The following is a 15,279-nucleotide window of genomic DNA, read 5'->3' as shown; positions in this document are numbered from 1 at the left end:
ATTCTTCTCAATTTCTTGGATATTCAACAATAAATACCCTGTTGTAAGAGTCGGACTGGTGAAACTGACTTGTAGTTATACTTCCCGTTATTGCTTTCCATTGTATGCCAATATCGTATTTGCCTGCTGCTACATTCTCAATTAAAAATTCGGCGTGTGGTTTCTCAAGGGCATTATAAGTTACCCACTTCACCAGAGAAGGATTGGAATATTGAGTTCCTACTTTGGCTCTAAAAGCAATTTCCGGCGTTCCTTCTACCCCAGTAGCAGACATATCAAGACTTATGTGTACTGATTTATTACCTTTAACAATCTGGATTTCCTTAGTTAAATAATCTGTCCAATTATTATCCATTTTAGTTATTTGTTCATTGCTTTCAATTAAATAGGTTTTAATCGGATAAACTTTGTCGTCCTTCTTGCAGGCGACAAGTAGATACATAAAAGAAATTAATAGGAAAACTTGTTTCATATTGGATGGTTTGGTTTTTTTAATGTTTTCTGGTTATAAATGGGTTACCCTGATTCTAATTGAACAAGCTAAACCTACTAGGAGCATTTTGCCAGTATAGGCAGATAAATATATTAGCCGACAATGTTTAATCCTAAAAAGTAATCATGCTAAAACAAAAAAGCCACAGCTAATTGCCGTGGCTCTTTTGTTTTAACTGATTAATACCTTACACCAAATTGTGTTTAATTAAATATTCGGCAATTTGTACAGCGTTGGTGGCAGCACCTTTGCGGAGGTTGTCGGCCACAATCCACATGTTAATGGTGCGGGGTTGGGTTTCGTCCCAGCGTACGCGGCCAACGAGTACTTCGTCTTTCTGGTGCGCATCCATCGGCATGGGATATTTCAGGTTTTTAACGTCGTCCACTACCAGTACACCTTCGGTTTGCTCCAGTATTCGGTATACTTCATCCAAAGAAAAATCTTTTTCGAACTCCACGTTTACCGATTCGGAGTGGCCACCCATAACCGGAATCCGAACAGTAGTAGCGGTTACTTTTACGCTATCGTCGCTGAGGATTTTTTTGGTTTCATTCACCATTTTCATTTCCTCTTTGGTGTAGCCATTTTCGGTAAACACATCAATGTGTGGCAGCACGTTCAGGTCGATGCGGTACGGGTAAGCCATTTCGCCTTCTTTGCCGGCACGTTCGTTCATGAGCTGGTCCACGGCTTTTTTACCGGTACCGGTTACCGATTGATACGTCGAAACCACCACCCGCTTCATTTTAAAAGCATCGTGCAGCTTGTGCAAAGCCACCACCATCTGAATGGTAGAACAGTTGGGGTTGGCAATAATTTTATCTTCTTTGGTTAATTCTTTCGCGTTAATTTCCGGTACTACCAGTTTCTTGGTCGGGTCCATGCGCCAGGCCGAAGAATTATCGATTACGGTGATACCAGCTTCGGCAAAACGAGGGGCTTCTTTTGTAGAAGTGCTGCCACCCGCCGAAAAAATAGCAATCTGGGGTTTGGCCGCAATGGCCTCGTCTACACCAATAACAGTAATTTCCTGGCCCTTAAAAGTTTTCTTGGTACCCTTAGATTTCTCGGAGGCAACCAATAATAATTCATCTACGGGGAAGTTTCTCTCCTCCAGTACTTTTAAGATTTCACCGCCTACCAGGCCGGTGGCTCCTACTACTGCTACTTTCATTTTTTTAGTGGATAAAAATTTAAAAAATTATATATTACCTGCTGACCCGGTCCGATACCAATTACACGATTTTTGTATGGCGTAACCCGTACGCAGTTCGGGTTCAGCAATTTGGGCCGCAAATTAAAGACTTTTTCAACAGCTATAACTATGTATGGGAAAAATTTTGCTCCTGTGGTTCTTTTTATGTCATTTTTACACTTATGCGCAACTGCAGGAAAGTTTTTCGGACGGCGACTTTACCCGGAACCCTACCTGGCTGGGCGATACTGATTTTTTTACCGTAAATGCTGCCGGGCAATTACAAAGCAACGGCCCGGCCATAACCGGTACCGAGTTGCAACTGGCTGCCAATTGCCAGGCCGTAACCGGTACCACCTGGGAATTTTATGCCCGGTTAAACCTGGCCACTTCTTTGGGAAATTACGCCGATGTTTACCTGGTTTCGGATTCGGCTAATTTTAAAGGGCGTAACAGCGGGTATTTTGTGCGGATTGGCGGTACCCCCGACGAAGTAAGCCTGTTCCGGAAGGATGCCGGTGCCAGCCCGGTGTATTTAATTAACGGCCGCGATGGTACCATTGGTGCAAGTACGAACAACGTGGTTCGGGTAAAAATTAGCCGCGATATTAATTCCCGCTGGATTTTGGCGCTCGATTTTTCCGGCACCGGTCAGGATTACTGGGAAGAAGGCCAAGCCCTGGATGCCACCTACCAGCAGTCGAACTTCTTTGGGGTGCAGGTAAAATATTCCGCGGCCAATGGCCAGCGTTTTTTATTCGATGATTTCACGGTAACCGATAATGCGCCACCGTTGCTCCGGCAGGTGCAGGTAATAAATAACCGAACTATTTCTGTTTTATTCAACGAGCCGGTAGCTTTGCCGCAAGCCCAGGAAACCGGTAATTACCACCTGCAACAGGTGGGCTCGCCGGTAGCCGCCGTGCGGGATTTATCTAATCCGGCTCTGGTACACCTTACTTTTAACCAAACTTTTTCGGCCGGCACGCATACGCTTTCCCTTTCGGGCTTAACTGATTTATACGGGAACCGGATGGTAACTTCGTCCGCCAGTTCGTTCTCTTACACGCCGCCCGTAGAAGTAAATTATCGCGAAGTCCGGATTAACGAAGTACTGGCCGATGTTAGTCCTGGAGTTGGTTTGCCCGCCGCGGAGTTTATCGAATTATACAACAGTAGCCAGAAAACCATAAACCTCCAGGGCTGGCAATTCACCGATGCTTCCAACGCGCGGGGTACTTTGCCGGCTTTTGTCTTAACGCCCGGCAGTTATGTGTTGCTTTGCCGGGCCGCTGATACGGCCGTTTTCCGGCCCTACGGTAAGGTGCTGGGCTTAACTGTTTTCCCGGCGCTGAACGACAGCGGAGACGAGGTAAAGCTATTTGATAATACCGGTAAATTAATCGATAAAATCAGCTATACCACCGCCTGGTACCGGGACACCCGCAAAGCCGAAGGCGGCTGGAGCCTGGAACTTATTAACCCAATACTTACCTGTGCCGAAGCATCTAACTGGACTGTCTCCACCGACCCCAGCGGCGGTACCCCCGGCAAGCAAAATGCTGTATTCAACAACACGCCCGATACGCAGCCGCCCGCATTGCTTAAAGCCGATTTAATTTCTTCTGGCCGTATAAAGCTCACCTTCTCTGAAAGCCTGGATAGTTTAAGTGCCCGGAATATTTCCAGTTATACTGTTTCTCCGGGCCTGAACGTAACGGCGGCAACTTTTACAGGTACGGCTTACCAGGAGGTGGTACTTTCCTTAGCGGGTAATCTGCAGCCCCGTCATGTTTATGAAATTACCGTGCGCCAGGTGCGCGATTGTGCCGGCAATATTTTAAACGAGGCCAAAGCTACGGTTGTGTTGCCCGAACCGGCTGTTACCGGCGACGTGATTATTAACGAAGTACTCTTTAATCCGCGCAGTGGCGGTGTTGATTTTCTTGAGATTGTAAACCGCTCAATAAAATATATCGATTTAAATGGCTGGCAGTTAGGCAATATCAGGCCCGACTCCGTTGCGGATGTTAGTGCCATAACGGGCGAACCCCTGGTAATAGCGCCGCAACAGTACCTGGTGCTGACTACCCGCCCCGACCTGGTGCAAGCCCACTATCCGGCAGCTAACCAATTGGCTTTTGTAAAAATGAACCGGCTGCCCGGTTTTTCCGACGACCAGGGCACCGTACTTTTGTTTGACAACAGCCGGAAACTTATAGACCGCTTCGCCTACCACGAGGAAATGCATTATAAATTGCTGCGCGACCGCAATGGCGTGTCGCTGGAGCGTATCCGGTTGCATGGCGATAGCAGCGCCGTTAACTGGCATTCGGCGGCCAGCACAGTGGGTTATGCTACACCGGGTTACAAAAACTCGCAGTACCACGAGCAAACGCCCGCCAGCCAATTTTTTACCATCGACCCCGAAATATTTACCCCGGACGAGGATGGGGACAAAGATTTTACCACCATTAATTACCGCACCGAAGCCGCCGGTTATATTACAAATATTACCATTTTTGATGCCGCCGGCCGGGAAGTAAGGCGCCTGGTTAAAAACGAACTACTGGGCCAGAATGGCTTCTTCCGGTGGGATGGCCTCGACGAACGCGGCCGCAAAGTGCCGGTGGGTTATTACGTTTTGTATATTGAACTGTTTAGCTTGCAGGGCCAGGTAAGAACTTATAAGGAAACGGTAGTAGTAGGCGCTAAATTCTGATATATTATTCTATTCTCTACAGGTTATTTACTGAATTAGAGGCTTCAAGCTGCCGCCTAAACCTATTAAAATAGTAAAATAAATCTGCTTTTATTTCAAAATTGCTTTAATCCTGGCTGAAGTGATTAAGCCTCGGGTGGTACATAGCGTGGGCGTCTTCGTCCGTGTCTTCTTTTTCCGGCCGCTGGACGCTGTTGTAGTTATTAATAATTAACTCGCTCATTATAGCGGCCAGAGGTCGGCAGAAATCATCATCAGCGGGACGCTGGCGATAACAATAGAGAAAGCGCACCAGTAATTTTATTTTGGTATTAATTATCCCGCATTCCCGAAATCGCTAAGAAATATACCGGCCAGGGCTTAAAAAAATTTTTATGAGGCAACGGTTCCGCCTTACCGCTTGTCTACTCCTCAGAACCCCGATCCTAAACACCATGATGTGAGCTATGATGAATAAGATTTGTTGTATTAAGCTGTTCTGGCTGTTAGCCGGAAGCTTATTAATTTTTTTGCCTGGGTGCGACACCTACGAAGCCGATGTGGTACCTATCTCTTTTCAGCAGTTTGAACTGAAGCGCGATTCTGCGTTCACCTACGTCCGGAAACAATCCACCGACTGGCCACTCTTGATAAATCCGCTGGTAAATGATAGCCTAAAAGTACATGCTACGGTAACTTACGGCGAGCCCCGCCACGGCCGCGTATTTCAGGAAGGTAATTATTTGTACTACGAACACGAACTGAATTATGTAGGGCTGGATAGCATGACCTACGAGGTATGCACCGAAAATATTTGTAAAACAGAAAAAATGATTTTTGTAATAGAAAACCGGCTCGACCCCAATAACTGCACTACCCGTTTAACCTCTTTCACCGTTGAAACCCTAAAAAACAGCCCGATAGATATCCGGATTCACCGGAAGGATATTATTTGTCCGACAGCTGGTAACCGGTCTTACTTTAAGCCTCAACTGGGTAATTACAGCGATTACCGTTATTCAGGTAGTCCCAAAGCCACCGTAATGGTGTATTATCCGCCCAAAGATTTTGTAGGCGACGATTTTCTGAGATACCGCATTTATACCGACAATACCAATTACCTCGAAAATATGATTACCATCCGGGTGAAGGCCACGCCTTAATTTACCTTCATAAGAATTTACCTTAAAATGGCTGTTCAGGTATGAAATTAATAATTGACAGTACAGGGTAAAATCATAAAACGAATTTTGCTATATTATTAAAGAGCAGGAAGAATTTAAATTACATACCTAATCGTACCTACGCTACGTGCACGCAGAAGACGAAATAATTGCCGGGTGCAAACAAGGGAAACCGCATTTCCAGGAAAAGCTTTACCAGCTTTATTCCCGGCGAATGATGGCGATTTGCGTGCGTTATACCAACAGTCGTTTTGAGGCGGAAGATATTTTTCATGAGGCTTTTGTAAAGGTATTTAAATACATTAGTACGCACGAGGGCGGCTCTTTTGAAGGCTGGATGAAGCGCATTTTTGTAAATACGGCTATTAACCATTATCACAAAAACCGCAAATACCAAGCGCAACTCGATTATAGTGCCATGGAAGAAAGCGTACCGGCCGCTGACGATGTTTTAAGTACTATCTCGGCCCAGGAGTTGCTGGTGCTGATTAACCAGCTACCCGAAGGTTACCGGCTGGTTTTTAACCTGTACGTGATAGAAGGATACAACCACCGCGAGATTGGCGAAATTTTAAATATTGCCGAAGGCACTTCCAAATCGCAGTTAGCCAAAGGCAAGAGCCTGTTAAAGAAATTGCTGCAACAATATTCAATTTCCGACCATGTTACCAGATAAAGAATTTGAAGACTTAATCCGCCAAAAAATGGCGGCGCTCGACGAAGCGCCGCCGGCTGATGGCTGGAAAAAAATTGCTGCCGACATTAAGCCGCCTAAAAAGCCCCGTGCTATTTGGTGGTGGATTGGGCCTTTGCTGCTGCTCCTTACCGGTGCCGGCATTTATTACTATACAAACAAATCTTCAGTTAAAAAACCTGATGAAACTTTAACGATTACTGAAAACAAAAAGAATACGCCGGTAGCTGCTAGTGTTAACCCAGATGTTCAAAAAGAGAACAGCACCATTGCTAAAAGAAATAATAAAATAGCTCCAAAATCATCCAAGCTAAGCCAACCACCTGCATTATCTATCAAAACAAATAAGTCTGCGATCACTTCTTTAAAGGATAAAACTATTCAGGTAAAGGTAAGCCCAGGCGATAAGTTAAATGCTGGAAGAACTGCGGGAGAAGGAGGTACCCGGCGAACTGTGCCGGTAAAAGCCGACAACAGCATTACTTTAATACTAGCAGATACGATGAACCAGCCGGAGAGGCAACCTGCACTGGCCCAACCGGGTGATATCGCTAAGAATAAGCCTGCCGAATCGGCGGGAGCCGATTCGGCAGGCAATCTGGTAAAGCCCATTCAACCGGACTCGGTGCTGGTAGCCGCCAAAAAAGATTCGGTGGTACCGGAGAACAAGGCCTTGGACCAGGAACAAAAAACCGAAGAAGCGGAAAAGAAGAACAAACCCAACGTTTGGGAAGCCGGATTCTCTTTTGCTTCCCGTTATGCTTTCCGGCAGTTTACGCCCAATGCTTCAGATAATATTTTTATTACGCAGGTTAATACCCGTAACAAGTCTAATCCGGAGCGGTTGGGTTATGAGTTTGGCTTTAATTTAGCCCGCGCTTTAACCCAAAACCTGTATGTAGAAACCGGACTTGCCTGGCTGCAGCTAAAAGAAAATTTAACTTATACCTACACCAACGGTACCATCGATACCATTGTGGTTACGGCAACTACCAACCAGACCCGCATTAACCCGGTTTACAAAATGGAAGAACGACGGCTCGCCAGTTCTTACGCCTACGGCGGCTGGCGTTTGGGTGCTAGTTATTATTTCTGGAATAACGGCCGGCGGCGCTTTAACTTTAGTGTGGCGGGCGGCATAAATCTGCTTATTAAAGGCGAAACCCAGGAGTACCAGAACGGGCAATATGTAAGAAAAGTAGTGTTCCCGTCGCGGGCCAATATATTGGAACAGGCAAACTATAACTTGTTGGTAGGTGCGGGCTATAATACCCGGTTGGGGCAGCACTTTGAACTGATGCTGATGCCTTCGCTCAATTATTTTATGGGTTCTACCTTTAAAGAGCGGGAGCCTTTGGGCTTACGGCCGTATTCGCTGGGTTTAAATATTGCCTTAAAGCGCCGTTTTAGCCGGCAGAACTAATATCTTTGCCGAAATTTTATTTCGGGTAATTGGACGCTGTTTTAACCACCGACCTGGTTTTTTTGTGCTTTTTTGCCTTCCTGGCCGGTTTTATCGATTCTATTGTGGGTGGCGGTGGCCTGATTCAGACGCCCGCTATGCTGGTGTTTTTACCCCACGTGCCTATTCCTACCTTATTTGGTACCGGTAAAGTGTCGGGCATTGCGGGTACTACCTCGGCGTTGCTGCAATACGGCCGGTCGGTAAAAATTAACTGGCGCTCTATTCTGCCGGCGGCCGTAGCGGCTTTTATTTTTTCTTTTATCGGGGCACGAGCCGTTAGCCATATTCCTTCGGAGGCGTTGCGGCCGGTGGTGTTGGTTTTGCTCGTAAGCGTAGCAATTTATACTTTCATTAAAAAAGATTTAGGTTCGCTGCACGCGCCCCGGCTAACGCCGGCCAAAGAAAAATTGTATGCGGTTTTACTGGGCGTAGGTATTGGTTTTTACGACGGCTTTTTTGGCCCGGGTACCGGTAGCTTTCTCATCTTTGCGTTTGTGGGTATTTTTGGATTTAGCTTTCTGGCGGCTTCGGCTTCGGCTAAATTGGTAAATGTGGCTACTAATTTATCGGCCCTGGCTTATTTCGCGTACACCGGGCAAATATTATATCACATCGGCATTCCTATGGCCGTTTGCAATATTCTGGGTTCGCAGGTAGGCGCCCGGTTGGCCATTGCCAAAGGCAGCGGTTTTGTACGCATCTTTTTCCTGATTATTGTCAGTGCCATTATTTTTAAATTTGCCTACGATTCTTTCCTGAAGTAATTCTCTACTTTCTTTCACCACCAATTAAGCTGCCGGTAAAGCAAAGCCGGCGTAATTCCGCCGGTGCCGGGCGGTCTGTTCTGGTTAAATCGGGCTATATAAAAGTTCGGTTAAGCAGCCGGGCAACCTCCTCGTCAAACTTTATTTTTAGTAACCCAATCCAAAGCAGCCGGTTACTTCGTAGGTCTGGCCTTAACAGATATTTTAAAACTCCAATAATTATGAAAAAACTAATTTTAACCGTGGCGTTAGCCGGAATTACCGGTTTCGGTTCTTTTACGGCTATTGCCCAAACAGCCGCCAAAACCAAAATGGCCAAAACCACTGGTATCGAAAAAAAGGAGGGTGTAATGGTAGGTGGCGCCATGATGGTGCCTTCTAAAAATATTGTCGAGAATGCGGTTGGTTCCAGCGAGCATACCACCCTGGTAGCGGCTGTTAAAGCGGCAGGCCTGGCCGAAACTTTAATGGGTAGCGGTCCTTTTACCGTTTTTGCCCCTACCAACGCAGCTTTCGAAAAATTACCGGCTGGCACAGTCGAAACTTTACTAAAACCCGAAAATAAAGCAAAGCTGGCATCCGTCCTGACTTATCACGTTGTACCTGGCCGTTTACAGGCCAAAGATTTAAAAAATGGTCAGAAACTGACTACGGTAAATGGTGCTGCCTTAACTGTTACCCGCCAAGGCAATATGGTAATGATAAATGGCGCTAACGTAACTACTGCCGATGTTATTTCCAGCAATGGCGTTACCCATGTACTTGATGGCGTCGTGCTGCCTCCTCAATAAACCCATAGTTATATTTATATTTGCCAAAAAGCCTGCTGCTAGCAGGTTTTTTTGTTTCTTATTATTTTAAAGAAAGTGTAGTAGTTTTATGATTTAAGCTGGTGCAGATTAATAAATCATTGAGGATGGCAAAGAGCTGTCTTTTAAGAACAGTTAAAATTTTCCTGGTAATACAATCGTTAAGTAACATATAGCTGGTAAACGCCGAATTTACCGGTTGCTGCCCCGGTTTAATATGAAAATAATCCTCGCTACGTTTTGTTTGTTTTTTGTCTGGACCTGGCTGGTTGGCCAGGCCGAGAAAATAACGGCTTTTTCCTATGAAACTTTTACGAGAGGGTATCGGAAAACCATTGTTATCCGGGCCGATAGTACTTTTATAAAAGAGCTGAATCAACCGGATAAATCAGTTAAAAGAAAAACCAAAGCAGAGGACTGGGCTAATTTGCTGCAAGCGGTTGCGGGCTATAAACTGGCCGCCTTAACTAATTTGCCGGCGCCTACGAATAACCGCGAACGCGATGCGGCCCGATATTCTTCTATTACGATTAAAACCACCAGTAATTCTTACAACAGCGGGTATTTTGATGGCCAGCAACCAAATTCCAAACTGGCAAAACTAATGGCGGAAATCAGCCAGGTAGAAGAAGCCAAACCTTAGCGGGTGGTTCAGCGAGAAAAAAAACTTGTTGTCCGTAAAAAAGTTATTCTGCCGGAAAACACCAGACAATTCTCGTTTGAATTAATTGAATTTTGGGCATCTTAGCGTGGTAGTAATTTAATTTACCGCCTTATTTTGTATAAAAAGAAGATATGCTGCAAAAAGAAGAACTTAAACGCTATAACCGGCACCTGATATTACCCGAAATAGGCTATGCCGGCCAGGAAAAACTGAAGGCTGCAAAAGTGCTGGTAATTGGAGCGGGTGGCCTGGGTTGCCCGGTGCTGCAATATTTAGCGGCGGCTGGGGTGGGTACCTTGGGCGTGGTAGATGATGATGTGGTGGATTACAGCAATTTGCAGCGCCAGATTTTATTCTCTACCGCCGATGCAGGCCGTAAAAAAGCCGAAGTAGCCGCCGAAAAACTAGCTGCGCTAAACCCTTTCGTCTCATTCCAGGTGCAGCCGGTGCGGCTTACCCCGGATAATGCTGCAGCGCTTTTCCAGCCGTACGATTTGATTGTAGATGGCTCTGATAATTTCCCGACGCGTTATTTGGTAAACGATACCTGCGTAGCCCTGAACAAACCGCTGGTGTTTGGATCGGTGTTTAAGTTCGACGGGCAGGTAGCAGTGTTTAATTACCAGGGCGGCCCCACGTACCGCTGTTTGTATCCCACGCCGCCCGCTGCCGACGAATCGCCGAACTGCGCCGACATTGGCGTAGTGGGTGTGCTGCCCGGCCTCATCGGTTTGTACATGGCCAACGAAGTAATTAAACTTATTTGTGGTATTGGAACTCCGCTCTCGGGTAAGTTATTGTTGCTGGATGCCCTGGAAGCCCGCACGAGTATTTTTACGGTCCGGCGGAGTGCGGCGGCCGACCAGCCATTGCCACAAACTGCCGCTCCGGAAAGCTGCCAGGTAACCAAACCCCCCGTAGCCCAGGTTTCTTTAATGGAGCTAACCGAGTGGCTGGAGCAGGAAGAAGATCAGCCTTACCTGGTAGATGTGCGGGAACCCCAGGAGTTTACCTCTTATAACCTGGGTGGCGTCAATATTCCGTTCGCTGATTTACCGGAGCAGTTAACGCAATTGCCCGCCGACAAAACCATTGTATTTTGTTGCGGCACGGGCCAGCGCAGTTTGGCCGCGGCCACTTTGGTGCAGGAAGCCGGTTTTACCGGCGAGGTGTACAACCTGCGGGGCGGCGTTTTGGGTAATTAGTTTATTAACTGTTGTTAATTAAGGTTAAGCGTAAGCTTGCTAACTCTTAGCTCTTGAAGCCGTACCAAGTCTGTTTTTTTTATACTTTATTGAGCGTTTGTTGTTTTTTCTTTGTCACCTTATAAACCTTTCCTGATGCGTCATAGGTGGTCCATTCACCAATCGGCTCTCCCTGGTTAAAATGCCCTGAGCGCTTTATCGTGCCGTCAATTCTATACCATTCCCAATAGCCGTCCGGTCGGCCATCTATAATCTTGCCCTTAGACCATATGGTTTCGCCGTTTGCGTGATATTTGATAGTATAACCCTCTATAACTTCTGATATCTTCGGTTTCATTTTTGGGTTGATTTACAGTGATTAAGAACTTACATATTTTTTAATACCAACTAACGTACCGCGTGTATGCGAAACCCGTAGCGAAGCAGGGGTTTAGTATACACGGTGTTGGGCGATGGCTTATTTTTCTTTATACTTTTTAAGTATATTTTCGATTATTCTGTCAAAATTATCTTCGTTTTCGAACCTGCTGGATATATCAATCATTTCGGCTAATGCTGAGCCTGCCTCTGCTCTCCAAGCTGAAAGTTCTTCTTCAAGAATAAATTCTTTACTTTCAATTTGTTTTATTGTTAAAGGATTTCCGAAATATGCCTTTGCCTCTCTTACAAAATCATTAATCAATACTTGATTAAAAGTTGGCCAATCTCTCATCGCTGAAATCAAAAGAACGGCCAACTCTTTTATTCTACTCGTTTCAGTATCTCTTTCGACAGCATCTTCTAGTTCACTAATAGTCAGCATTTTTTTTCTTTTACTACCGCCCAACTTGTGTATAAACACCATAATGGTGTTTAGATATCCATTTTCTACGGTATATATGCACTACTAGTGTTAATATAGACAATAAGATTGTATAAACGCACCTGAACCAACGAATATACCATATAAACTTTTATATATAGAAAATAAAGTATTTCCTTACTGGTGGCACTCACTTCTGGGCATCAATTAATAGTTTAGCATTAAGGCTCCTGTTGCGGGTAACCAGGCCGCAACAGGAGCCTGGCGAAACGTCCGCTAACAAAGCCATGCGGTACTACCCGCTTTAGAAAAATATTATCCTCTTTATTATTTCTATAAATTAAGTATCTTGAATCCGCTATAAACTTAAATTATGAAGTGGTTTCGGGCAGTTCTCTCCTTAATTGTTCTTTTGGCTTTAATATTTGTGCTCGATACCAAAATTGGCAGTGTTCCGCCGGTTGGTAAATTTTTGAGTCCGTTTACAGGTTTCTGGCAGCAGGCCGAAAGCAAGCAACTGATGGCCGAAACAGAATTAACACTGACTGGCGTACAAGGAAATATTACTATCCTGTTCGACCAGAGTCGTATTCCGCACGTTTTTGCCCAGAATGACCACGACCTATATTTTGCCCAGGGCTACATAACGGCCCGCGACCGCTTGTGGCAAATGGAATTCCAGACCCATGCGGCGGCCGGGCGCATCTCCGAAATTATTGGCAGCCAGGCCATCGACTTCGACCGGTTTCAGCGGCGGATGGGCATGGTATACGGCGCGCAGCAATCGCTGACCGGCATGATGGCCGACCCGACTACCCGAGCTATGCTGGAAAGTTATACGGCCGGGGTAAACGCCTACATCGCCCAGCTTACGCATAAAACGTACCCCCTGGAATATAAATTACTGGATTACGGCCCCGAACCCTGGACGCCGTTAAAATGCGCTTTGCTGCTAAAAGTTATGGCGTACGATTTGGCCGGCCGCTCCAACGATTTGCGCATGACCAATATTCTGCGAAAGTACGGTCCGGAAGTGGTGCACGATTTATTTCCGGATTATCCGTTCCGCGAAGAACCCATTGTGCCGGTAGGTACCCCATTAGATTTTACCCCGTTGCAGATACCGGCCGCCCCGGAGAATTTTACTGCGGCGTTCTCCAATAAGGTGCTGGAGCAGGAGCCACCCGCTGAGCTAGGTAGTAATAACTGGGCCGTAGCCGGAACCAGAACCACCACGGGTTATCCCATGCTGGCCAACGACCCCCATTTGCAATTAAATTTACCTTCTATCTGGTACCAGTTGCAACTGGTGGCACCGGGCGTAAACGTGTACGGCGTTTCTATTCCGGGCGCACCCGGCGTTATTATTGGGTTTAACAAAGAGGTAAGCTGGGGCGTAACCAACGTAGATGCCGACGTGATGGATTGGTACCAGATTAAGTTTAAAGATGCTGCCAAAAAACTTTACTGGCACGATAACCAGTGGAAACCGGTGCGACGGGTAATTGAAAAATTTAAAATAAGAGGCGGCGCTACCCGCTCCGATACGGTTTATTATACCCACCACGGCCCGGTAGTATACGACCGGCCGGAAAAAGCCTTTAATGAGCAAACCCCGGTAAGCCACGCCATGCGCTGGATAGCCCACGACAAATCGAACGAGCTCCGCACTTTTTACTTACTTAACCGCGCCCGCAATTACCAAGATTACCAGCAGGCCTTGCAATATTACGTAGCGCCAGCCCAGAATTTTGTTTACGCCGATGTGCACCAGGATATTGCTTTGTGGCCCAACGGCCGGTATCCGCTGAAATGGAAGAACCAGGGCAAGTTTACCTTGGATGGCACCGATACGAAACACGACTGGCAAGGCTGGGTACCGCCGGCCCACCATCCGCACGTGAAAAATCCGGCGCAGGGATTTGTTTCCTCGGCCAACCAGTTTTCGGCCGGTCCCGATTACCCGTATTACATTAACTGGGAGTTTGCTCCGGCTGACCGGGCAATCCGGATAAACCAGCGACTGAGCGCTATGCAGAAAATATCGCCGGATAGTATGCGCCAGTTGCAGAACGACAATTTTAATATTAATGCCCAAACCGTGCTGCCTGCGCTGCTCGCTCAGTTAGATAAAAATAAACTGAACAAAACCCAGCTAATGGCATTGCGGGAGCTTTCGGATTGGGAATATTATAACCACCCCCACCTGATTAGTCCGACCTTATTTGAAGTATGGTGGCAAGCGCTAAGCAAAGCCATCTGGGATGATGAATTTGGCAGCAAAACAGGCTTGCAAATGCGTTACCCCAACCGCGACCGCACCTGGCATTTGATTTTGCAGGATCCGCAGGCCAAATGGTACGATAATATTAACACCCCGGCCAAAGAAACGCTGCCGCTGTTGGCGCAACAAACCTTTATCTCTACCATCGATTCGTTAGCGGAACAGCACGGACCGATGGGTAAAAAATGGCAATGGGCCAACCACAAAGGCACTTCGGTGCAGCATTTGGCTAAGTTGCCCGGCTTTGGTCACGAAAACATATTTATAGGCGGAGGACGCAATATTGTTAATGCCACTTCGGAGCGGAATGGGCCATCGTGGCGCATGGTAGTGGCTTTGGGGCCGCAGGTAAAAGGTTACGGTATTTACCCCGGTGGCCAATCGGGCAACCCCGGTAGCTTTTATTACGATAACCTGCTGGAAACCTGGCGTCAGGGCAAACTGCGCGAACTGGTATATTTACAATCGCCGGCCGAAGCATCTGCCCAAATTATTTCTAAATTAAGTTTGCAGAAAAAATAGGGGATTTAATTTAATTATTGATCGCTTGTATTACATCGCTTACATTTCAAACCTTCAACCATTAACCTTTAATTTCTAACCTTTTACAGCCAAGTTCATGCGATTATTTCTGTTGCTTTTAGTTCTGGGTTTTGCTTTGCAGTGGGTATTACCCTGGTGGATACTGGCCATAGCAGCTTTTGTGCTGGCCTTTTGGCTGGCGCAACGGGCGGGCGACGCTTTCTGGGCAGGTTTTGGAGGAATAGGTTTAGGGTGGCTCGGTTTAAGCTTGTTTTTTCATCTGCGTAACGATGGCCTCCTCACAAGCCGGGTAGCAACGCTGTTTACTTTGCCTCAGTCCTGGCTGCTCCTGGTAGTTACTGCTCTACTAGGTGGGCTGGTAGGCGGCTTGGCTGCCTTATCCGGTTATTTTTGCCGGCGCGCTCTAACCTAAAACCATGTCCCGATCTCAGATGTTTTCATAAACGCCACCCACTTAAACCGATAAAGCAACT

At 46.5% G+C, this 15,279-nt stretch carries 14 protein-coding genes; 10 read left to right on the top strand and 4 right to left on the bottom strand.

The window, feature by feature from the left end:
- Positions 1–7: 7 nt before the first annotated feature.
- Both AAE02nite_RS13790 and AAE02nite_RS13785 read right to left on the bottom strand, forming a co-directional pair.
- Positions 8–472, bottom strand: a complete 465-nt coding sequence (locus AAE02nite_RS13790) for a hypothetical protein (protein ID WP_146898350.1) — start codon at positions 470–472, stop codon at positions 8–10.
- A 208-nt stretch (positions 473–680) separates the two neighbouring features.
- Positions 681–1,670: an aspartate-semialdehyde dehydrogenase gene (locus AAE02nite_RS13785; protein ID WP_146898348.1), complete on the bottom strand. Its 990-nt coding sequence runs from the start codon at positions 1,668–1,670 to the stop codon at positions 681–683.
- 154 nt (positions 1,671–1,824) lie between these two features.
- On the opposite strand from AAE02nite_RS13785, the gene AAE02nite_RS13780 reads away from it, so the two are divergent.
- The 8 genes from AAE02nite_RS13780 to moeB all read left to right on the top strand — a co-directional run bounded on the left by AAE02nite_RS13780 (position 1,825) and on the right by moeB (position 11,177).
- Entirely contained in the window at positions 1,825–4,413 is a 2,589-nt protein-coding gene (locus tag AAE02nite_RS13780; RefSeq protein ID WP_146898345.1) for a lamin tail domain-containing protein, read from the top strand.
- 446 nt (positions 4,414–4,859) lie between these two features.
- Positions 4,860–5,555 (top strand): hypothetical protein, encoded by a 696-nt coding sequence (locus tag AAE02nite_RS13775; RefSeq protein ID WP_146898343.1) that lies wholly within the window; start codon positions 4,860–4,862, stop codon positions 5,553–5,555.
- A gap of 148 nt (positions 5,556–5,703) precedes the next feature.
- Positions 5,704–6,252 carry an RNA polymerase sigma factor gene (locus AAE02nite_RS13770; RefSeq protein ID WP_146898341.1) on the top strand — a complete coding sequence of 183 codons (549 nt, stop codon included), beginning with the start codon at positions 5,704–5,706 and terminating at the stop codon, positions 6,250–6,252.
- Positions 6,239–7,693: a cytochrome c-type biogenesis protein gene (locus tag AAE02nite_RS13765; RefSeq protein ID WP_146898339.1), complete on the top strand. Its 1,455-nt coding sequence runs from the start codon at positions 6,239–6,241 to the stop codon at positions 7,691–7,693. The genes AAE02nite_RS13770 and AAE02nite_RS13765 overlap by 14 nt, the downstream gene beginning before the upstream one ends.
- A 29-nt stretch (positions 7,694–7,722) precedes the next feature.
- A complete protein-coding gene (locus AAE02nite_RS13760) occupies positions 7,723–8,499 on the top strand; it encodes a sulfite exporter TauE/SafE family protein (protein ID WP_146898338.1) in 777 nt (258 codons plus the stop codon).
- A 221-nt stretch (positions 8,500–8,720) separates the two neighbouring features.
- Entirely contained in the window at positions 8,721–9,290 is a 570-nt protein-coding gene (locus AAE02nite_RS13755; RefSeq protein ID WP_146898336.1) for a fasciclin domain-containing protein, read from the top strand.
- Positions 9,291–9,525: 235 nt separating this feature from the next.
- A complete protein-coding gene (locus tag AAE02nite_RS13750; protein WP_146898333.1) occupies positions 9,526–9,951 on the top strand; it encodes a hypothetical protein in 426 nt (141 codons plus the stop codon).
- Positions 9,952–10,103: 152 nt separating this feature from the next.
- Positions 10,104–11,177 (top strand): molybdopterin-synthase adenylyltransferase MoeB, encoded by a 1,074-nt coding sequence (gene moeB, locus AAE02nite_RS13745; RefSeq protein ID WP_146898331.1) that lies wholly within the window; start codon positions 10,104–10,106, stop codon positions 11,175–11,177.
- 79 nt (positions 11,178–11,256) lie between these two features.
- Here moeB and AAE02nite_RS13740 read toward each other — a convergent pair whose 3' ends face one another.
- Both AAE02nite_RS13740 and AAE02nite_RS13735 read right to left on the bottom strand, forming a co-directional pair.
- Positions 11,257–11,514 (bottom strand): toxin-antitoxin system YwqK family antitoxin, encoded by a 258-nt coding sequence (locus AAE02nite_RS13740; protein WP_146898329.1) that lies wholly within the window; start codon positions 11,512–11,514, stop codon positions 11,257–11,259.
- A 120-nt stretch (positions 11,515–11,634) separates the two neighbouring features.
- Positions 11,635–11,979: a hypothetical protein gene (locus tag AAE02nite_RS13735; protein ID WP_146898327.1), complete on the bottom strand. Its 345-nt coding sequence runs from the start codon at positions 11,977–11,979 to the stop codon at positions 11,635–11,637.
- Positions 11,980–12,352: 373 nt separating this feature from the next.
- On the opposite strand from AAE02nite_RS13735, the gene AAE02nite_RS13730 reads away from it, so the two are divergent.
- Both AAE02nite_RS13730 and AAE02nite_RS13725 read left to right on the top strand, forming a co-directional pair.
- Entirely contained in the window at positions 12,353–14,785 is a 2,433-nt protein-coding gene (locus AAE02nite_RS13730; protein ID WP_146898325.1) for a penicillin acylase family protein, read from the top strand.
- 97 nt (positions 14,786–14,882) lie between these two features.
- The gene (locus AAE02nite_RS13725) at positions 14,883–15,218 is read left to right on the top strand and encodes a hypothetical protein (protein ID WP_146898323.1); all 336 of its coding nucleotides are present in this window, start codon (positions 14,883–14,885) and stop codon (positions 15,216–15,218) included.
- The last annotated feature ends 61 nt before the right edge of the window (positions 15,219–15,279 follow it).

It is taken from the genome of Adhaeribacter aerolatus (assembly GCF_007991635.1).
Lineage (GTDB): Bacteria > Bacteroidota > Bacteroidia > Cytophagales > Hymenobacteraceae > Adhaeribacter > Adhaeribacter aerolatus.
The sequence above is the reverse complement of the archived record's forward strand: the minus strand, read 5'-3'. Positions and strand labels throughout refer to the sequence as shown.